21 protein-coding genes and 2 pseudogenes are annotated in these 19446 nt (G+C 59.3%); 6 read left to right on the top strand and 17 right to left on the bottom strand.

Going from position 1 to position 19446, the window contains the following annotated elements; genetic code table 11:
• Nucleotides 1-80: 80 nt before the first annotated feature.
• Nucleotides 81-1319 (bottom strand): extracellular solute-binding protein, encoded by a 1239-nt coding sequence (locus tag NKH05_RS09500; protein WP_352939366.1) that lies wholly within the window; start codon nucleotides 1317-1319, stop codon nucleotides 81-83.
• 107 nt (nucleotides 1320-1426) lie between these two features.
• A complete protein-coding gene (locus tag NKH05_RS09495) occupies nucleotides 1427-2062 on the bottom strand; it encodes a GntR family transcriptional regulator (protein ID WP_502895979.1) in 636 nt (211 codons plus the stop codon).
• A 135-nt stretch (nucleotides 2063-2197) separates the two neighbouring features.
• On the opposite strand from NKH05_RS09495, the gene NKH05_RS09490 reads away from it, so the two are divergent.
• Nucleotides 2198-3337: a mandelate racemase/muconate lactonizing enzyme family protein gene (locus tag NKH05_RS09490; protein ID WP_353025320.1), complete on the top strand. Its 1140-nt coding sequence runs from the start codon at nucleotides 2198-2200 to the stop codon at nucleotides 3335-3337.
• Nucleotides 3338-3636: 299 nt separating this feature from the next.
• Entirely contained in the window at nucleotides 3637-4077 is a 441-nt protein-coding gene (locus NKH05_RS09485) for a hypothetical protein (protein WP_198030477.1), read from the top strand.
• On the opposite strand, the gene NKH05_RS09480 is transcribed toward NKH05_RS09485, so the two are convergent.
• The 6 genes and pseudogenes from NKH05_RS09480 to NKH05_RS09455 all read right to left on the bottom strand — a co-directional run.
• The gene (locus NKH05_RS09480; RefSeq protein WP_352496629.1) at nucleotides 4070-5377 is read right to left on the bottom strand and encodes an NRAMP family divalent metal transporter; all 1308 of its coding nucleotides are present in this window, start codon (nucleotides 5375-5377) and stop codon (nucleotides 4070-4072) included. The two genes, NKH05_RS09485 and NKH05_RS09480, sit on opposite strands and share 8 nt — an antisense overlap.
• A 170-nt stretch (nucleotides 5378-5547) precedes the next feature.
• On the bottom strand, nucleotides 5548-6264 hold the full coding sequence (locus tag NKH05_RS09475) for a pentapeptide repeat-containing protein (protein ID WP_352496628.1): 717 nt from the start codon (nucleotides 6262-6264) through the stop codon (nucleotides 5548-5550).
• Nucleotides 6265-6858: 594 nt separating this feature from the next.
• A complete protein-coding gene (locus NKH05_RS09470; RefSeq protein WP_023721803.1) occupies nucleotides 6859-7224 on the bottom strand; it encodes a hypothetical protein in 366 nt (121 codons plus the stop codon).
• Nucleotides 7225-7368: 144 nt separating this feature from the next.
• Nucleotides 7369-7746 (bottom strand): VanZ family protein, encoded by a 378-nt coding sequence (locus tag NKH05_RS09465; RefSeq protein ID WP_245278716.1) that lies wholly within the window; start codon nucleotides 7744-7746, stop codon nucleotides 7369-7371.
• 408 nt (nucleotides 7747-8154) lie between these two features.
• The gene (locus NKH05_RS09460) at nucleotides 8155-9141 is read right to left on the bottom strand and encodes a methyltransferase (RefSeq protein WP_352895167.1); all 987 of its coding nucleotides are present in this window, start codon (nucleotides 9139-9141) and stop codon (nucleotides 8155-8157) included.
• Nucleotides 9142-9477: 336 nt separating this feature from the next.
• Nucleotides 9478-9729: pseudogene (locus NKH05_RS09455) on the bottom strand (DUF2285 domain-containing protein); the annotation flags it as partial.
• A 563-nt stretch (nucleotides 9730-10292) separates the two neighbouring features.
• Between NKH05_RS09455 and NKH05_RS09450 the strand changes: the two are divergent.
• On the top strand, nucleotides 10293-10823 hold the full coding sequence (locus tag NKH05_RS09450; protein WP_023721808.1) for a Ros/MucR family transcriptional regulator: 531 nt from the start codon (nucleotides 10293-10295) through the stop codon (nucleotides 10821-10823).
• On the opposite strand, the gene NKH05_RS33095 is transcribed toward NKH05_RS09450, so the two are convergent.
• Together NKH05_RS33095 and NKH05_RS09440 are read right to left on the bottom strand one after the other, a co-directional pair.
• Nucleotides 10813-11082: a DUF736 family protein gene (locus tag NKH05_RS33095; RefSeq protein ID WP_084643003.1), complete on the bottom strand. Its 270-nt coding sequence runs from the start codon at nucleotides 11080-11082 to the stop codon at nucleotides 10813-10815. The two genes, NKH05_RS09450 and NKH05_RS33095, sit on opposite strands and share 11 nt — an antisense overlap.
• Before the next feature lie 315 nt (nucleotides 11083-11397).
• Nucleotides 11398-11958 carry a DUF1003 domain-containing protein gene (locus NKH05_RS09440; RefSeq protein WP_023721810.1) on the bottom strand — a complete coding sequence of 187 codons (561 nt, stop codon included), beginning with the start codon at nucleotides 11956-11958 and terminating at the stop codon, nucleotides 11398-11400.
• Nucleotides 11959-12819: 861 nt separating this feature from the next.
• Between NKH05_RS09440 and NKH05_RS09435 the strand changes: the two genes are divergently transcribed.
• Nucleotides 12820-13242 (top strand): YidB family protein, encoded by a 423-nt coding sequence (locus NKH05_RS09435; protein ID WP_023721812.1) that lies wholly within the window; start codon nucleotides 12820-12822, stop codon nucleotides 13240-13242.
• Between the two features lie 38 nt (nucleotides 13243-13280).
• Here NKH05_RS09435 and NKH05_RS09430 read toward each other — a convergent pair whose 3' ends face one another.
• From NKH05_RS09430 to NKH05_RS09410, 5 genes and pseudogenes are all read right to left on the bottom strand, one after another.
• The gene (locus NKH05_RS09430; protein WP_023721813.1) at nucleotides 13281-13439 is read right to left on the bottom strand and encodes a KTSC domain-containing protein; all 159 of its coding nucleotides are present in this window, start codon (nucleotides 13437-13439) and stop codon (nucleotides 13281-13283) included.
• A gap of 84 nt (nucleotides 13440-13523) precedes the next feature.
• Entirely contained in the window at nucleotides 13524-13754 is a 231-nt protein-coding gene (locus tag NKH05_RS09425) for a hypothetical protein (RefSeq protein WP_352496536.1), read from the bottom strand.
• Between the two features lie 200 nt (nucleotides 13755-13954).
• A complete protein-coding gene (locus NKH05_RS09420; RefSeq protein ID WP_031194857.1) occupies nucleotides 13955-14158 on the bottom strand; it encodes a CsbD family protein in 204 nt (67 codons plus the stop codon).
• A gap of 154 nt (nucleotides 14159-14312) precedes the next feature.
• Nucleotides 14313-14613 (bottom strand): annotated as a pseudogene (locus tag NKH05_RS09415) (DUF1236 domain-containing protein).
• Nucleotides 14614-14814: 201 nt separating this feature from the next.
• Nucleotides 14815-15201: an alpha/beta fold hydrolase gene (locus NKH05_RS09410; protein WP_245278717.1), complete on the bottom strand. Its 387-nt coding sequence runs from the start codon at nucleotides 15199-15201 to the stop codon at nucleotides 14815-14817.
• 128 nt (nucleotides 15202-15329) lie between these two features.
• Between NKH05_RS09410 and NKH05_RS09405 the strand changes: the two genes are divergently transcribed.
• Complete coding sequence (locus NKH05_RS09405) at nucleotides 15330-16043, top strand: CGNR zinc finger domain-containing protein (protein ID WP_353025315.1); 714 nt, start codon at nucleotides 15330-15332, stop codon at nucleotides 16041-16043.
• On the opposite strand, the gene NKH05_RS09400 is transcribed toward NKH05_RS09405, so the two are convergent.
• Together NKH05_RS09400 and NKH05_RS09395 are read right to left on the bottom strand one after the other, a co-directional pair.
• Complete coding sequence (locus NKH05_RS09400; protein WP_051409750.1) at nucleotides 16029-17246, bottom strand: MFS transporter; 1218 nt, start codon at nucleotides 17244-17246, stop codon at nucleotides 16029-16031. The genes NKH05_RS09405 and NKH05_RS09400 overlap by 15 nt on opposite strands.
• A gap of 151 nt (nucleotides 17247-17397) precedes the next feature.
• Complete coding sequence (locus tag NKH05_RS09395) at nucleotides 17398-18291, bottom strand: NmrA family NAD(P)-binding protein (protein ID WP_352483889.1); 894 nt, start codon at nucleotides 18289-18291, stop codon at nucleotides 17398-17400.
• A gap of 120 nt (nucleotides 18292-18411) precedes the next feature.
• Between NKH05_RS09395 and NKH05_RS09390 the strand changes: the two genes are divergently transcribed.
• A complete protein-coding gene (locus NKH05_RS09390) occupies nucleotides 18412-19314 on the top strand; it encodes a LysR family transcriptional regulator (protein ID WP_023721820.1) in 903 nt (300 codons plus the stop codon).
• Nucleotides 19315-19446: the final 132 nt, after the last annotated feature.

Raw genomic sequence — 19446 nt, 5'->3', positions numbered from 1 at the left:
CTGCTCGAGCTTATTATCATGAATCTGCGATGCGAAAGCACCGTCCCGTTGCGTTCTGAGCACGGCTGCACGTCCGGGGATCAGCGGAGCGCCGCCTCCAGGCCCTGGATCATGCGGTCTACTGCCTGTTCCGGCGTCGACTGATCCGTCAGCACCGACTGGAAAGCGGGATTGACGACATTTTCGGACCAGCCCGCGGCGCCGACGAAATTGTTCGGCAGGCGTCCGAACTTGAGCGTTTCCGTCGCCGCATTATAGATCGGATTGCCGGTGATCCGCTGATCCTGCAGCGCAGCGGCGGAGGCCGGAAAATAGCCGGTCCCCTCGAGCAGGGCCAGGGCAGCGTCCGTTTGGCCCCAGAAGCTCACCCACCGCCAGGCAGCCTCGATATTGTCTTCCTTCATGACGCCGTTGCCGGCGTACGCGACGCGAGCGACATGCGCCTTCGGACCGGCCGGCATCGGCGCGGTCGAGAATTGTTCGCCCTGCTTCATCGCACTCGAGATTTCGTTCAGCGAACCGGTATGATGCCACACCATCGCAGTCTGCCCGGTGCGGAAGGCTTCCATGATCTGACGGTAGCTGTCGTGGGGCGCGCTCGGCGGCACGACCTTTTCCTTCAGGAAGAGATCGGAATAGAACGTTATCGCCTCAATCGCCGCGGCCCTCTCGATGGCCGGCTGCCCATCCTTGACGATCGGCGAGCCGAACGCCTCCATGACATCGATGACATATTTGAAACCGCCGGCGCCGGCGCGCATGCCGAAGGCATACCTGCCCTTCGAAGGATTGGTCAGTTTGCGGGATGCCTGAAGGAATTCGTCGAAATTTCGGGGTGGCCCCGCCAGTCCAGCTTCCTCGAAATAGTCTGCGCGGTAGTACATCCAGTCAACGAAGGCGAAGGCGGGAACCGCATAAATGACGCCATTGCTTGAAAGCCCGGTCCAGCGGTTGTCGGGAAAGTTCGCCTTGCCCTCCCACCCATTCACGCGCTCGGTAAGATCGATCAATCCCTCCATCGCGGTAAGATCGGCGAAGCGCTCGGCGATCACCATGGCGGTATCGGGACGCCCGCCGGCCAGCACGGCCGATGAAACCTTGGCCATATATTCCGAGTTCGGGATGTTTTCCTGGGTCACCGCCACATCTGCATTGGCCGCCTGAAACAATCCGATGATCTTGAGTAAGCTGGCCATTTCCGACTGACTGGTGAAGTGGTGCCAGTAACTCATGGCACTCGCGGCACGGGCACCACCAATGCGCCCTGCCATCGCGAGGGCCGCCGAACCCACGAGAAACTGCCTTTTGTTCAACCGCATGCGAACCTCCAAGATATCAGATCAGCAGACTGATCGATCAGTTGGAGTGTTGGGTAACATCATTTCCCAAGCCGTGCAACCGCGCCGGAGAGGCAAGCAACGACGTGTCAGACCAGACCAAGGTTCCGCTGCATGGCCGCCTGGAAATGGGACTGCAGCTTTGCTTCGGCAGCGTCGGCATTCCTGGTGCTGCAAGCCTCAAGGATGTCGAGGTGTTCCTTCAGTGTCCGGATCATGATTGGCGAGGTGAGTTTGCTGTCCAGCCGCAACAGACGTAGATAATTGTGCATGCGCCGATAGGTGCTATCGATCAAGGGATTGCGCAGCGCGCCGATGATTGCGCCATGCAGCTCTCCCTCCAGCGCATCCATCTCCTCCAGTTGCTCCTTTCCCACACCCTCCCGTTCGATGCGCCGGACCAGCCGGGAGTGCCGCATTTCCAAGGCATTCATGACGGCTTCATCGCCCTGCTCGGCAAAGACGCGAATTGCCGATCGCTCTATGATGGCGCGGAATTGGTAGGTGGCGCGCGTGAGCTCCATGCCAGGTTTTATGAACTGGATTCCGGAGCGTGGATGGATGGTGAGAATTCCTTCCGCCTCGAGCTTGCGCAGAGCGTCACGAAGCGGAGCGACGGGCACGTCAACGATCGCGGACAGTTCGCTCTGCGAAACGAATGCCCCGACCGGAACGCGCCTGTCGAACAAGCGTTCCAGAATTCGTTCGTAGGCAACATCGCTCATACGGGTGGCCGCCACCAGGGTATGAGAGATGGCTTTTGCTTTGCCCGCCACTTGCGGCACCTCCATTGATTCGGTACTGAGACATCTTAGCTGATAGATCAGTGCGTTATCATAAACGATCAGAAAGCCCCTGTGATGAGCCTTTCGCATTTTCGTATAACCCGATTTCAGTTCGCCCGCGACCGGGTAATCGGGGACAGTCAGGTTCGAGCCGACGATGTAAACGTCGCTGCGCTGGAACTCGTTTCGAAAAGTGGTGAAGTGGGACTGGGCTTCATCCAGACGCTCTTCAATCCCCTGCCCGACCAGACTGAGATTGAGACCGTTTTCGAAAACGAGGTTTGGCAGGGGCTGAAAGGACATAAGGCGATCGCGCTGGTTCATCGTGTGAACCGCCCGCGCGGTGGCAATCAGCGGGCGTACTCCCTGCCTTTTCATGAAGCGATCCAGGTGGCGCTTTGGGATCTTGCGGCAAAGGAAGCTGGCCTACCCCTTCACGTGCTGCTCGGCAGTCGTCGCAACCGTGTGAAAGCCTACGCCAGTGGCCTCGATTTTCACCTCGACGACGATGCTTTCGTCTCCTTGTTTTCCCACGCGGCGTCGCTTGGCTATTCCGCTTTCAAGATCAAGGTCGGCCACCCGGATTTCGATCGCGATCTGCGGCGCCTGGAGCTGTTGAAAACCTGCGTGCCGGCAGGCTCGGAAATCATGATCGACCCGAACGAGGCGTGGACCTCGAAGGAAGCGCTAATGAAATTGGTGGCGATCCGCGATGCCGGCCACGATCTTCTCTGGGTCGAGGATCCAATCCTGCGTCACGACCACGAAGGATTGAGAATGCTCAGGCAGGCCATGACATGGACTCAGATCAACAGCGGCGAGTATCTGGATCTTCAAGGCAAACGGCTTCTTCTGGAAGCCCACGCAGCCGACATCCTGAATGTCCACGGTCAAGTCACCGATGTTATGCACATTGGTTGGCTGGCCGCCGAGCTCGGCATCCCGGTCAGCATCGGCAACACCTTTCTGGAGATCGGCGTGCACATGGCGGTCGCGCTGCCGGAAGTCGAATGGCTGGAATATTCGTTTCAGAACTTCGATCATCTGGTGGAACAGCCCATCGAAATCCGGGACGGCTACGTCTATGCGCCCGATCGACCTGGCCATGGATTGGTACTGTCCGAAAGAGCGCGCGGCGAATGGATGAGACCAAGGCGCCTGATACGGTCGGAACTGGGTACCGCGCCAGAAAATGCACGCCTCCCTGGCAAGTGAGTGAATGACCGAGCCAGCTTGGGAGTTGGCGATGCATGGCACAATTCACGCCACCTCGAAGACCACATGTCCGAAGAACGTGCCGACACGATGCGCGCGATCATCTCCTGGGGCGCTACGCGGAGTTGTTCGGCTACGACGAGCCGTCGAAGCAATTCGACCTCGAGAACCCGGCGTGAGCGAGTTCGCAGGGCTGTCTTCTCAGGAACATTCCATGATTTCGATCGAACAGGCTGCCAATTAATTTGGGCATCGTCCTGCCGCGCGGGTCCGGGATCGGGTTCCTCGGTGCTGGAATTATGTTTCTCAAGAAGGAACTGAACGTGTGCGACCTCAATACTGCGCCGACCCGCTGGTCTTCCGCCGCGTTCGGCGTCCTCGCCAAGCCCGCCGGACGCTCCTCGCCGCGGTCGCGGCTGGTTAACCGAGTTCGAGCCCAGTTTCTCGTCCGTGTGGTCTGCCGCAATCCCGACGTCGGCATCGGTCATCTGAGCCTTCGGCGCCTCGACCGCCCCGATCTGAAGAGCACCCGCGCGTTTCGAGGTAACGTCCAGCAATCGGCGACAACCCGCAACCAATGCCGGTTGAAGCTGTTGTGGGACGGCTCGGCCTCGAGCCTGCGGTTTCGGCAGCGCGATAGTCTAGGGCGTCGAGACCTTGATAGAGTGTCGAAGATAGCTTCCGGCCTGGTTTCCACCGCCATACGAACTGCGGCGGGTGATCAATTGGCTGTCACATGAACCAGCTCATGAGCATTCCGACCATGCACATCGCCATAGCGATCGTGGAGGCCCATCCCAGCCAGCGCAGCCAGCCCTTGACGGTGAAGTCGCCCATGACCTTTGGCTGGGCTGTCATTATCATCATGACCGTCATGACCGGAACGGCGACGACACCGTTGACGACGGCTGTCCAATACAGCGCCTTGATCGGATCGATTGGACCGAACGTGATCGCTGCTCCGAGCCCCGTGGCCGCGGCAAGAGTGCTGTAAAACGCCACAGCCTCCCCAGGTCTGCGCGACAACCCCACGGGCCATCGTCTCGCCTCGCCAATGGCGTAAGCCGCCGCGCCGGCCAGGATTGGTACCGCCAGCAACCCTGTCCCGACGATGCCGAAAGCGAAGATAGCAAAGGCAAAATCGCCGACGATCGGCCGCAGCGCCTCGGCCGCCTGAGCGGATGTCTCGACGTCGGTGATGCCGGCTTTGTTCAAGGTCGCCGCGGTCGCGAAGATGATCGCCAGCGCGATGACGTTGGAGAATGCCATGCCTATGAGAGTGTCGGCGCGTATTCGCGAGAACGCGTCGACCGCCTGACGTGGAGCCCTCAACAACGATTTTCTGCGATGATTTGCGTGGACCTCTTCGGCCTCCTCTGACGCCTGCCAGAAGAAGAGATAGGGCGAAATCGTCGTGCCGAAGATAGCGAGAAGCGTAGTGAAGAACTCGTTGCTCCAGACAATTCGCGGGACCAGCACGCCACCCAGTGCTTCGGCCCAGGGAACTTGCACAGCAAACACGACAGCGACATACGAGAACAGGCTCAACGTCATCCATTTCAAGATGAGCGCGTAGCGATCGTAGTTCACGAAAACGATTCCAATTACGCAAATGGCTGCGAACAGGACGACATAGAGAACGGTCGGGCCGCCGATTAGAAGCTTCGTCGCATCGGCCATGGCGCTGAGATCGGCGCCGATGTTGACGGTATTTGCGATGAACAGAAGAGTTACGATGGACTGTAGAAGCCAATTCGGATAGTGGCGGCATAGATTGCCTGCGATGCCGTGGCCGGTGGTCCTTCCGATGCGCGCACTGATTTCCTGAATCGCGACCATCAGAGGATAGGTCAGCAGCATCGTCCATCCGATTGCGAACCCGAGTTGGGCCCCCGCCTGGCTATAGGTGCCGATCCCGGATGGATCATCGTCCGACGCGCCAGTGATGAGGCCCGGCCCCAGTCTGCGGAGGATCGTCTTCTTCACGGGAGAGACAGATGAACTCGGTCGATTTTTCTTGGAAGCCGCCAGCTCATCCATTGCGTCGGGTCCACAGAGCAAAGCCAGCAGCACCAGTAGCTGCCGCGATTTCGCCAATACCAATACCGTAGAAACGTGCCACTTTGGCGGAGGATCTCCGCCCTCCGAAGGCAGAAGTTACAGGTTCGAATCCTGTCGGGTGCAGCATTGCCGCAGTTCGTTTGCGACAACTATTCCTGCTGGAATTGACAGGGCCAATCTTCAGGCCTCGTCAAGCCAGAAGTCAACTCGGTCCGGGCGTCTCCGCAAGCCATGTTGAGCTGCCACTGGGACAGACCCACCGAATTGGAAAGGTCGAGGCCCTCGATACGGGTCAGAAACAAAAAAGCGCGGTCAAAGTCTACCGGCGCGGTGAACGTCGCTCCTCGGAAGTCCGCCCGTGCGAGATTGGCAAACGAGAAGCGGCTGCCGCTGATATCGGCGTCATGGAACTGCGCACGCCCCAATTCTGCCTTTGTGAAATCAACATTGGTCAGATTGGCGTCCTGGAAATTCGAGCGCTGCATTTCCGCGCTCGCAAACACAGCGCCCTGCGCGTCCATACGGCTGAAGTCGGTCCTGTAGGCCTCGATTCTGTCGAACCGGGCGCCTTTGGCGGTCGAGTCGGCCAGGGAAGCACGCACAAGCGTTGCCTTCTCAAGATTTGCGGCAACGAGATTGCTGTTCCTGAGGTCGGTCGAAGTGAAATCAACACCGAACAGGTTCGCCCCGCTCAGGTCCTGTCCTTCTAGGATGAGAAGCTTCTTGTCACACTCGCGCCAATTGACGCCAGGCGTCGCGGCTGCGTCGCAATTTTGAGCGGCAGTGGCGTTCTGCCAAGCAAACACAGTGCAAAGCGCTAGAACCAAGCCGGATGCGCCGTAAGCTCTGATTCGCCTCAAAGTCATTGTTGCTGGACCTCTGCTACTCGCCGACACTCAACCTTACCACATCTGCTGACACACGAGCCACGGTGACCACCGCGGTCACAGTTAGCGCATTTCTCATATTCACGATTTGATGTTGATCAACCGATCAACCCGCGCGTGGGGCGCGATTTGCGAGCGCCTCCCCATATCATCGCCGGTCCAGCAGAGCGCCCTGAAAGAATCGCCAGCCCGAAAGCGGACTATAACGCTAGCATCGACTACGCGCGCGCAGAAGCAAGCCGTGAAAACGTGGTTGTGAAGATCATCGAGTAGCGTGCCGGCTAAGCGTATCTCTAGGGAGCGAGGATGATCACGCCGCCAAGACGACACGGCGTGCCGATCGCGAGATACTGCCAGGAGGCCATGGGGCCGGGATTCCAAGCCATCGTAGGTTGCCTGCTTGGGCCGGATGGACGCGAGGCGAAATCATGCAATCCCCGCGACGGCTCATCGCCGCCGACAATATGGACCCAGAAAGAGAGGCGAGGACGGAAGCGGAGCTTGCGATTGCCGAGCGATGGTCTTCTTGCTCGTCGGTCCTCTCTAGCGGGTTCCCGGGAGGGCGATGCAAAGCTAAGTCTCTGCGCGGCGACGCCACCACGTGAGCCCGCAAGCGAAGACCCAGTTGAAATAGATGAGGGCGATAACCGGCCCGGCCAGGGGACCTTGCAGGTGCCAATAATCAAGGAAGTACCGTGCGCCTTCTGATAGCGTTCCATACGCCGTACCTACGAGCACGACGCATGCGGTAACAAGCAATCCGTTAGCGATATGGAGTGAAGGTATAGTGCGCAGTGCGTTGAGCCAAGCGGCAAACGAGACCGCAGCTAATGGCAGGCAACTCAACGCGCCCGCGATCCACCCGTGGCCAGCGCCAGCCAACGCGATGAAACCGAACAGCAGCAAGGCGCCGAACAGCGAGGCGATGACGTATTTCATGCGTCAAGTTCCGGGACTCCGAGTCCTTCTTAGCTACGGCCATCCCATTCTCCTCGCGGAAATCCTTTAGCGAAGCGTGCCGCAAATCCTATTCACCGCGCAAGTACTTTACGCGGCCAGCCCGTACTTGCCAGGATGCGACCTCTAGGAGAAGCCGTCAGCTAATTTCTTTGTCCAGCTTGCAATCGCGAGCCCGCACGCGATGCCGACACAATCGGCAAACCAGTCGAAGATATCCATGTCGCGACTTATTATTTGCATGCCCTGCAGTATCTCGATCGCGCCGCCAGTAAGGGCGAGAAAAACTATCAGCCTTGCTCTGTGCTCTGGCCAACCAAGACTGCCGATAGCCGTCAACACGACGAACGCTGCGGCGTGATTGAGCTTGTCATCGTGAGAGGTGAACCCGAAACCAAAATTCTGCAAAAGCCACACCGGTGAGAGCGCGAGCACGAGGACACCGGCCAGTGTGACCAGAAAAGCAATCCTTGCCACGATGGGAAAAGGTCTCGCACGCAACAAATCAGGCCACTCCTTTTATCCGAACCTAGGACGCCGCTACTTCGAACATAGCCATCCGCACGTGGCGGCACATTGGGGAACAGAGTCCATTGCCGCAGATGGCTGGGAAAAAGGTAAATTGGAATCTCGGTAGGCTTCTGCGTTTAATACGGCAGTATCAGGGCGGGCGTCAGAAGCGGGCTGCGATCGGTGCCACCGACCAATGCAGCAATCGGAGGGGGAGTTTGCTGCGCGTACCGAACCGGCCACCCGGTTGTTCACCAACGGCGGCCGCGCCAGCAAGAGCTGCAGCGGAAAAACCAAAACGAGCTGCTCGGGCGGCAGCAGCGACAAGACAGCCGCAACCGCAATCAAGTCGCGGGGCGCCTCGGAGATCCCTGCGTCCGAAAATCAACGATTCAGCCACGGTCAGCCCGTGAGGCGCGCACGAAAGAGCGTGGAGCCGTCCGCCAGGCGCGACCTCGAAATATCCCGGAATCCAGCCTCGGTCATCCACGCGCGATACTGACCTTCAGTGTACGATTCGCCGTGGCGATAGAGGTTCAAGAAAGTGACATTCAGAAAGACACCCTCAGGCGGGCCGAGGCGGTCGTCATCGACGACACCCCACCCCGCAATTGCGATCTCGCCTCCGGGTTTGAGGCAACGTGCCGCGTTCAGGATCGAACTGCGCGCCTGGTCCGGCGGAGGCACCTGGACGACGGCCTTCAGGATCGCCAGATCGTGCCGACCGATCGATGGAGCGACAGTTATGTCCCCCTCTTCGACGACCACGTCGTCTGCACCGTATTCTGACAGGATCGCTGGCGCGACCGCTGCGACCGTTGGGAGCTCCATCAGCGTCGCCGCAATCTGCGGCCACCGCTCCCGAAGTCCGACAAGAATGGTCCCGGAGCCCCCGCCGATGTCGATCACCGAACTGATCGCCGAGAGGTCCATCTCCCGGGCCAAATGTCGGCCGAAAATCACCCCGCCCGGTGCGAGCCTGCGGCTGAAAGCCGCCGCGGCCTCGGCCCGCGCTTCGGAGAAGTCGTGCAGCGCAGCCGGCCGGTTCTGTCGCAGCGACTCTGCCGTCAGCAAGTCGGCTCCCCAGAGCTCCCGCAGGAGGGCATGATCGCCGCCGCGATAGGTTGGCTTGGACGCGTCGAGGAAGGCTGACGCTTCGGCTCCGTTGCGAAATTGACCATCGTTGACTTCGAGAAGACCAATGCTGGCGAGCGCGTAGAGGAGCCGCGACAGACGATCGGGCTCGACTTGGAGCGCGGCCCCAAGGCCGTCAGCGGTCACCGCGCTGCTCCCGAGCCGGGTGAAGATGCCGAGGTCCAGCCCGGCGCGAAGCGCCAAGGCCGCGGGCACCGCTGCGATCAGTTTGTCGATCCGATCAGAACCAACCATGCCACATCTCCTTGCGCAATCCAGGACCGAGTTTGAGGCTCGGAAGATCGGATTGGACCGAGGCGGCGCTGTCCTCACCTATCCAAGCTGAAGAGTTGTGCGACCGACCGTGAAAAACACGCCGCACTCTACAGCACGACCGGTCTATCAGGCATTGCACCACGCCAGTGGCGTGGAATTGGGTTGGGCTGTACCCGGTGCGCGGGTTTGTGAAAGATCATACCCGCGCCGCTGCTTAGCTACTGAAATTTGGGACTTCAAAATGCCGTTCAAACGAGCCGTCCATACCATTCCGATCTTCATCGCGGTGACTTTCACCAGATCCTGGCTTCGCAGCGCGCCACCGGAAAGAAGATATCGATAGCCGTTGATGGTCATCCAGTGCGCGCGCGCTAGATGCGTCTGCCAGGCTGTGAAGGCCCGCTCCGGCTCCTTGTCCGAATCCACGTGCAGAACGATCCTAGAAACTTCCCTCCAATCGGCCCCTTCGTCAGAAGCATCAAGCAGGCGGATAAAGGTAAGCAGGTGCTCTTCGTCGTAGCCAGGCGCCTCGTCGGCAACGTCGGTGTCTAGCAAGGGCTTGAGCATGGCCCAAGAGAAAAACGCACCCGTGGCAAAGCGTCAAGCGAGAAAAGCTCGCCAGAACGCTATCGTAATCACGATCAGATTGCGCACCAACTCCGGATGCTGGATGGCCGTTCTGAAGCGCCGAGGCACCCGAACAGCCGGGGATGTCTGCCTGGCGATGCCGAGGGCGCGAGAGTTCGGCGATATCATCGCCGCTGCTTCCGCGGGCTCATGCGCGTGTCGCGCAGACCGGTCCGGCTGTAGCCTTCGACGTCAATGGGACGCTGACCTGGCACTTCTCAGACAGCGGGCCCAGTGATCTGGGCCTCGTTCCTGCCGCTGCCGATCGGTGGCATTGTGTCGGACCTCGACCCCGCCGAATAAGCTGCTGTTGCATTGCTTCATCAGCAGGCTGCCGACCTCGAGCGCCTCCCAACCTTGTCTGGAGCTGATGAAAGCGAAGCGTGCCGGTTGATATTTGCAACGAATGAGGTTTGTTGGCGGAAACGACGAATTGTTTGCCTGATTCCGAAATAAACAGCTCATCCGTTTCAACGCGTGCCATTAGACAAGAGGAAAACTCGATGAACGTTTCTCCGGACCGAAACAACCAGGCTGATCTCACATCAATTACGGCCGACATCGTTTCCGCCTACGTGTCGAACAATCCCTTGCCGGTCGGCGAGTTGTCGAAGCTGATTGGGGACACCTATGTTGCTTTGCAAGGGATCGGCACGCCTGTCGTTCCGGCCGCAGTCAAGCTGGAGCCGGCGGTGTCGATCAAGAAATCAGTGTCACCTGATTTCATCATCTGCCTGGAAGACGGGAAGAAGTTCAAATCCCTCAAGAGGCACATCGGAGTTCATTACAATTTAACGCCCGACGCGTACCGCCAGAAATGGAGCCTGCCGTCCGACTATCCGATGGTGGCGCCGAACTACGCAGCCACCCGCTCGGCTCTTGCGAAATCAATTGGGCTCGGGCGCAAGGCGGCGCCCGCACCAGCAGCGGCAGAAAAACCAAAACGAGCTGCTCGCGCCGCGGCGGCGACAACAACCGCAACGGCCGTCAAGTCGCCGGTGAAGAAGGCGCGCAAGGCACTCGTCAAAGCGTAGCGTGCTGCACCCGATAAGGAGCTCCAAGCAGTGTCGTACCTGAACGTGGCGAAGCCCGCCTTTTGCGACGGGGCTCCGTGTTGGGGCGGATCACTCTGCGGCGCGGCGGGAAAATGATGAGCGAGAACTCGTTTTTTGTCTGGGTATCGACCACGCTTGCATAAATCGGAGCAGGAAAGCTTGGATCGTCGAGCTTGACCGAGTGATATTCGCGGCTTTCGCGACGTCTTCCATGCGGTGCCGACGCGCTCGTTCTGATTGACCTGCTTCCGGCCCGCTCAGATGAACCTCGCGGGTAGGGTGGAGGCGCTGGCCGGCTTCGGGCTTAGCACGGGCGACATTGCCTGCGTGCTCGCCACAGACGAGCAGGTTTAAGGCGACCTATGCCCATAAGCTCGAGAGCGGCGCCATCAAGGCCGACGCACGGGTCGCCGAGAACCTATACCGCAAGGCGAGCGGTGAAGGTCGAGGGCCGTCACTGAAGCAATCTTCTGGCTGAAGACCAGGGCGCGCCGGAAGGAGACGTCGATCCATGAGCTAGAGGGAGACACATCAGTGACCTTCGTCACCACCTTCAGCGCTGGTCCAGCTTCTTCGCAGTCTCCCGCTGCTTCGATTCGATCTCGTCCAGTACTGCTTCTGGCGCAATGTCTCTCTTAATCTCGCCGACTTCTATATCGCTTAAGGCTGGTTTTACACTCAACCGATCCGCAATTGAATCGACAAGTTCAGTAAGCTTTGTGAGTTCGTGCTCCGTTAGCAGGCTCACCTGAAGGTCCAGATCCGCCCGTTTATCTGCGGCAACTGACATCCGGTTTTGGCTGATCAGTACAAAGGTCGAGAGGAATATGGCCTCGACGGAAGCTACCATAGCCAATATCACGAATGTCGGATCAAATGGCGGAGTGATCGGTATCCAGCCCAAGTTCAAGACGATCCAGCCGCCATACACGGCCAAGTGAAGGTACACGAAACGCATACTGCCCGTAAAAGAAGTAATCGCCTCAGCGATTTTCTCTTCCAAAGTTGCATCGCTTGCTTCCTTCGCCCGGCGCTCCTCAATCGCTTGGATATTGCGTTTCAGTGTTTGGCTGAGTTCAGTCGGAGGTGGCGGAGGCAACGTTGGAGAATCCATGGAACACCCGTTGGATAGCTATCGGTACTGCCACTCAGGGCAACGTACAAAATCATGGATATTCGACTTTGTTCCCGACTAGAGCCATCTAATCATTGGCTCCGCTTTTTACCGGGGCCCGGGGTCTTAGACGCTTGGCGCCACCAAACGGTGGTTTGCAGTTTGCGCACCCTTGGGGAGGTCAAGTTGCCGAGCGCAGTGGTGTCTCCACGCGGCGGTAAGGCCGCTCGGGACTGGGCATCGAGGCTCAGCGCACCGCGGTCGTCCAGGGGGTGCTACGGCCCTCTGTTTAGGGCTCGGAGTGCCCGATGTCCGGTTCCGCCTCTACATCGTGACGCGTGCCCCTCATGGGAACATCGCCCAGGACCGATGAGCACCACGTGCTGCAGCCTTCCGACTGATCCTTCCCGGCAACCGCCGTCACGACTATACCGAATGCAAGCGAAATGGCGAGGGCGACACCCATTGGGAGATGATGCATGCCTGCCCGCCTACCGAGCGCTTGGAAGACGGTCGATGGAACGTTTGGAGATAGTCCCATCACCGCCTCAACATGCCTAACGAACCGTTATGCGGCTGGCGGCACGGTGCTGCTTGATCGAACCATCGTCGCAGGCGGGGGTTCTGCCCAAGACAACAAAAGCCCGCCGACCGAAGCCGACGGGCCAAGTGCAACCAACAGCTGATCACAATTTGCTGTCTGGCCGGAGTACAGGCACCAACACGCGAAAGGGCCGAAAGTTCCGCAGATGCTAATATACAACATGTGCGAGGCTGGCCCGGAATTCCGGTGGGAGATCCGACCCGGCGGAACCTTTCAGAGCCGCATGCCTTGTCCCTTTTGGATGAAGGAGACGACAAATGAGCCTTGACATAGGAAAGGTCGCCATAGCGTTGCTTGGCCTGCTTGCCTACAAGAACAAGGACAAGATCGGCGAGCTGATCGCGGGAAAGAGATCGACAGATCCCAATAGTGCCGGCTCGCCCGGCGGCCTCGGCGACATCCTGGACCGCCTCAGGAATGCAGGTGCCGGCGACCAGGTTGATTCGTGGGTAAGTAAAGGATCAAACCGACCCGTTCAGCGGGAGCAGGTTGAAAAAGCAATCGACCCGCAAACGTTGAACGATCTGGCCGAGCAGACCGGATTGTCCCATGACGAGCTTCTCGATCGGCTCACAAGAGAACTCCCTGACGCAGTGGACAAGCTCACTCCCGACGGCCAGTTGCCACCGAGCAAAGGTCCAAGTCTCCTGGACGAGGTCCCAAGGACTGGTCGCACTTAGCGCCACCTCGCCACGACATGTCAGGTCATCCCGGGTCGCTATCGCTCGCGGCCCTTCGCGAACGCGGCTTTGAATGCCGCAAAGGTCTCTGGCGGAACACCCTCAAACTCGTACCGCTTGCCGCTGGCCACGAACCACACCGAAAGTACCTTCCGCTCGGGATCGTACTCCGTTTTGCGAATCGAGGTAGAGGGCATAAAGGATCAACGAGCGGAAAAGCCGTCGCGTTCCTCGTCTTTGATGGCGGGGCGCAAAGGAAGCCCGGCGGCGCGACCGTCCCTCTAGTTCAGCGCCGGCGGCTGCCCTGGCCTGAAACTTTTCAGAGCGGCAGCGATGCCCATCATGATGGACGGGTCAGGAAAGTCGAGCAAGCGCAACGTGCCCGGCTCCTCGCCGCAAACGCAACGGATTGGCACGATTTGGTAGTCATCGTCGAACGGCGTGCCGCAGCCGTTTGCAAGAAAATCATATTCCGGGAAGCAGGCCTTCAGGAATGCTTCGACCTCGCGCAACACCGCTTCGGACCGAGCCCCTGAAGGTGGCAGGATGACGAAGCTATCGACCTCGTCGCTTGCCGGAGTACCGGAAGTATTGATGGCAGTAAGCATGAAGAACCCGACATAGCTCCTGGCGACTTTGGAACCAAACGCGGCATCTCGCGCGTTCCGTGAGGCTGCCCGCCGCCGTATGCCGGCGGCGGGCGCATCGTCCGCTACCATGATTGGCGGCTGTACCAGTCATCGACGTCGGATCGGACCCTGTCCTTTTCGATGCCGTAGCGTTCCTGAATTTTGCCTTCGAGCTGGTCACGCTTTCCGGCAATTAGATCGAGATCGTCATCAGTGAGCTTGCCCCACTGTTCTTTAACTTTGCCTTTGACCTGCTTCCAGTTTCCTTCCACGCGGTTCCAGTCCATGGTTTTCTCCATCAGGCGGGATCGCCATAGTTACGAAACGATTGTCACCGGTTTTGGTTCTACGAAACGAAAGGCTTCCCGATCAGTTGCTTGGATCGGCTGAACGCAAAAAGCCCGCCGCACCTTTTCGGCACGGCGGGCTTCAGGTAGAAAATCAGTCGTAGATCTTAAAAGTTTTGCGGGTACCTGGATCAACCAGGACGGTTCGTCCCTCGGCAACTACATAGCGGTACTGAACGTCCGGCACTTCGTAAAGCTCTGACTGTGTCGGGCAGAGCGGTGCCAATGTTGAGCTCAGCACAGGGAAGGCTCAGGGATGCTATCGGCTTCTTCTTTACATATTCCCGGATCACCATGTCTTGCTCAGGCTGAATGATGACGTCCTGAGCGGCGGCGGTTCCGATACCTACGAATAGAAAGATTCCTGTGGCAGCAGATAAAAGTTGCTTTCCCATATAGCAATCCTCCAGCGAGGCAACCTTCCGCTACGGTGCTTGATGCTTCCGTGCGAGGCTACTTACCTAAACGGGCAGAAGGACTTGTTGGAGCGCTCCTCGCCTGGGCCATATCCAAGGGCCTCAAGCTCGCTGATCTCTTGGGCCGGGGGCATGGTGCCGATGCGGTCCCAGAACGCCTTTCGCTTCTCCGCCAGCGGGTCAGCCTTTGGATCGAGCTTGTCGCCCACCTCTTTTCGCCAGCTGAGCTTGTCGGCGTCGGTGTGGATGTAGGGCAGCTGCTGCGCACGAAGCGTCGCCGGCCCGACATACACATGACTTGAGCGGATCGATCGTCTGCGCCAGGGCCTCCAACGTATACGGATAGTCTTCTGGCGCCTCCGTGAAGCTGAACCCGGGCAGATCGGGCGCGACGACCCGTGCCACTTCCGCCAGCGGGTTGATGACGTCGCGGAAGCTGTACGATGAGCTGGGCTGGCCGTGGAGCAGCAGGACACCGGGCGCATCGCGCCGCCCCGCCTCGCGATCGAACAAGTTCACCCCGTCCACTTCGACCGTATGATGCTTGGCTTTATGAACGTTCAGCATGGCCGTTTTCCGTCTTTGGTTTGCAGCGAGCGAAGAAACCTGATAAATCGGTCAATCCGGTTACGTTTTGTAACCATGTAACGGAATATTAAAGGTTAAGTTCCCTGTCGCGCGATCCCACGGCCTGGGTGCCAGAGCACTTCATAGGCGGCCACGCCGCCCTCGACCTTTCGAACGCCGTGTATGACCGGCGAAACCCGCCCCTGCACAATGAACTCTTCAACTCCCCTCGCGATATCGGGACGTGGTTGCTCGCCGCGGGGTTGGCAGACGAACAGGAAGCAGTGGCCGTTGCCGAGATACGGGATCGGCACTTCCTCCACGAAGTTCGTGACATACGGGAATCGTCATACGCGCTCTTCGACGCGATCGCCTCAAATCTGGAGCCTCCCTCGCAACCGCTTGGTCTTTTATGCTCACGCGCCGCAAACAGGTTGGGAGCCCAGCAAGTCGCGTGGGATGGGACACGGCTCGCTCTGGCGTCTGATCAATGGGAAGACCCAGCCTTGGTGACCGCATTCCTTGCGTTCTTGTCCATCGAGGCGTTTTTTACGCTACCCCGCGCAAGGCTCCGCGTGTGCCCACGATGTGGGTGGCTCTTCGTAGACATCTCACGGGGCGGAAAACGTCGCTGGTGCAATATGCGGGTTTGCGGGAATCGCGAAAAAGGTAGCCCGCCATCGGGGCCAAGTGGCATCGTACGAGGTAAGATGACAACGCATCCCGCGCCATGGCCTCATTCGTCGCATATTGTGGGCTCCGGATTCAAACATCATGGCGCGTCGTTGTGCCACCGGCGAGCTCGGCGCGAGCTGACTATTCGTTTGTTACAGGTTTGTTGAGGTTTCCCCCGGCACCGAAGGTGTCCCCGGATGCCAGTTCGCAGAGCTGGCGATCAGTGCAGCAAAGGCAAAGACCAAGCTTGCACCGCTGATGCCTGCCCAGCCGGCCTGGGCCCAGCATACTCCAGCGAGACTGGAGCCGGCCGACCCACCCAAGAAGAACAACCCGGTGAAAAGCGCATTCATGCGTCCGCGCGCCTCCGGTCGGACTGTGTTGATGGCGATGCGGCCGAGCACCTGGTCGGCGACAGTACCGAGATTAAGCAGAACCGCCCCAATGGCCAACGCCGCGAGCGACAGCCAGGGGAAGCGATCCGCCTCCCAGAGACCCCAGCCGCCGGAAGTTGGCAATCCGATGAGCACGACGCCGATGAAAGCCGACAGGTGTGCAAATCGCGTTGCGCCATCTGACCAGCCTCGATCGGCGATCCGGCCCGTGAAAGGCGCAATCAACGCAGCGGGTATGCCGACCAGTGCGAAGGCTGCAATGCCAATCTGGTCGAGCCCGAATGGTGGCTCAGCAAGCCTCAGGGCGACCGCCGTCCAGAAAATATTGAAGGCAGCCATCAGCAGGAACTGATAAAGCACGCGACGGCGCAGCAATGGCTCTTCACGGATCAGCTTCCAAAGCGATCCGATGAGAGCGCCGTACTGAAGACCGGTCGCCGGGCGATGAGCCTTGACAACGCGCGCAAGGATCAGGCCGAGCACAGCAACCAATACGGCCATGATACCATAGAATGCACGCCATCCAAGAAACTCGGCAGCCAGGCTTGCGGACGGGCGCGACAGGAGGACGCCCACCACGATGCCGCTCTGCACCGTGCCCACGATGCGGCCCCGATCTTTTTCCGCCGCCAGTCTCGCGATGACCGGAACGAGCATCTGCGCGACCGTGGAGGTGATGCCGACGGAGGTCGAGGCGACAAGAAAAAGTGCCGCCGTTGGGGCAAGCGCGCTGGCAATCAGCGAAAGCACCATGAGGACAAGTGTCAGCCCGATAAGCCAACGGTTCTCCATCAGATCGATGAGCGGGACCAGGAAGATCAGTCCGGCTGCGTAACCAAGCAGTGTGACGGTCGGAACCAACCCCGCCATTTCCGGACCAACCTCGAATGTAGTCCCAATCAAGCCGAGCAACGGTTGAGAGGCATAGAGGCTCAATACGATTGCGGCGATGGCGGCGGTGAAAACTGGGACCAAGCGGCCCTCGGTGGCAGAGGCATTGCTTCTGCCAGGGTAATCGAGAGATGACGTTCCGTGTCTGCGCCGTGGCACGAGTTGGAAGATCAATTGGGAGACCGACATCGGAGATACCCTCTTTGCGAGAAAATGGCCGAAGGCGTCGATGAGATCAGGCGGCCGCGGCCGCCCCGCGCGACGCTGCAGCAAGTTCCTCGAAAAACTGATGCAACGTGCGGGGCTGGCGTCCGAGGATGGCACGCAAGGTCAGGCTGTTTCCGGCGGAACCGAAGTCGGAATAGGACTGAAATACCCGTTCGAGCTGAGCAAGCTGCTCCCCCCGGAAGGGCGGCTTCGCGACAGCGGTCCATTGCTCGAACGTCACCTCGGCTGCCTCCACGGGCCGGCCAAGGGCGACGCTCATCATCCCCGCAATTTCAACGCGATCGTGCATACTTTCTGCCGCAAGCTCGAAAGAGCCGTAGGCGAGCCGGTCGGACGTCAGGGCCTCGGCCGCCACTTCGGCGACGTCGCGGTAGTCGACACGCGCCAGGCGCGCCGTTTTCGCAAACGGCTCGGCAAAGACGCCGGTTTCCACCACGCCTTTCCAAGCAGCTGCCATGTTCTGAAACAGCGTCGCCGGATAGAGGATGGTGTAATCCAAATTCGCGCGGAGAATGGCCTGCTCAACGGGCAGCTTGCTTGCGTGGTTTGCAAGTCCGTTCGCCGGGTGGATAACTGAAGAGAAAACGAACTTGCGGATACCGGCACGCTTTGCGGCCTTGACCATGGTTATGCCTAGGTCCGCTTCATCGGCCACGAACGGCGGTCCGACATGATAGACTCCGTCGACGTTTCTCAGCGCTGCCTTTAGGCTCTCCGGATCTCGAAGGTCACCTGAAGCAATTTCGGTCGCTCCGCTCGCGCGTGCCGTCGCAGCAGCGTACTCACTGCGGACCAACGCCCTCACCGCTATGCCCCGCCGGGCAAGCTCGGCCGCGACGAAGCCGCCGCTGCGGCCGGACGCACCGACAACCAGAACAGTTCGTTTCTTGGGTTCTGACATGAGTTCTTCCTTTCGTAGCGAGGTGGCGTCCCTGCCCCATCGAGTGAAATATCGAGTTCCGCTTTTCGGATGGTAGGCGCGGAAAATGTGATATGGTCTCTCTAAATTTGAGAGATCATCATGGGCGGATTTCGAGACATTGAGGCGTTTCTCGCTGTCGTGGAGCGCGGCAATCTCTCAGCCGCGGCGCGGCACCTCAGCCGCTCCTTGCAATCTGTCAGCCGGTCGCTTGCCGCGCTTGAAACCAGCGTCGGCGTCGAATTGGTCCGCCGAACCACCCACAACACGCAAACGACTGAGGCAGGCCACGACTTTTATCGACGGGTGAAACCGGCACTGTCTGAGATTGTCGAAGCAAAGGCCGAAGCCGGCAAGCGCAGTGCCGAACCTTTCGGACTCCTAAGAGTAGGAGCGCCGGTGCTCTTCGGCCCTACTTACCTGGTACCCGTCGTGGCCCGCTTCATGGAGCGCTATCCGAGGATCGAGGTCGACCTCAAACTGTCGGACCGATTCGTCGATCTCATTGAAGATGAACTCGACCTTGCTGTTCGCATCGGGGAACTCCGCGACTACGATCTCAAGGCCCGGCGCCTTGGAGCGATGCGTCTCGTCATTTTCGGCGCTCCGTCGTATTTCGCCACGTACGGGCGGCCACAACATCCGAAGGAGCTAGCGAACCATCAGTGCATCTTCCGCAACACCGACCGCGATGCTGGAAAATGGCAATTCCTGGAAGCCGGCAAGCAGCTGAGCGTCAATGTGGGTGCGCGATTTCACGTCGACAATGCCGCCGCAAGCCATGCGGCGGTCGCTGCGGGGTTGGGCATCGGTCGGGTACCACTCTGGCAAGTAAGAGACCTGGTAGACGACGGGGCGGTTGAGGTTATCCTGGCAGCGTTCGAACAACCGCCGATCCCGATTCATGTGGTGTGGCCAGCGACCCGGCTTCCACTTGCCAAGATGCGCGTCTTCATCGACTTCCTGGTTCAGAACCTAGTCATTGGGGACAGCGAGCGAAATTGAACCGACATCTGATTTTCTGTTAAGCCTGCCGCCGTTTGTCGCCTTCAGGAGCTCTTTCGAACTAGACTAGGCTGATCGTGCCTCGTACCGGCGGACGCCGAAAAAGCGTTTCGACGCGCCTAGAGACTAGGT

It is taken from the genome of Mesorhizobium sp. M1399, assembly GCF_040317735.1.
GTDB lineage: Bacteria > Pseudomonadota > Alphaproteobacteria > Rhizobiales > Rhizobiaceae > Mesorhizobium.
This window is presented reverse-complemented; position numbering and strand designations above follow the sequence as displayed.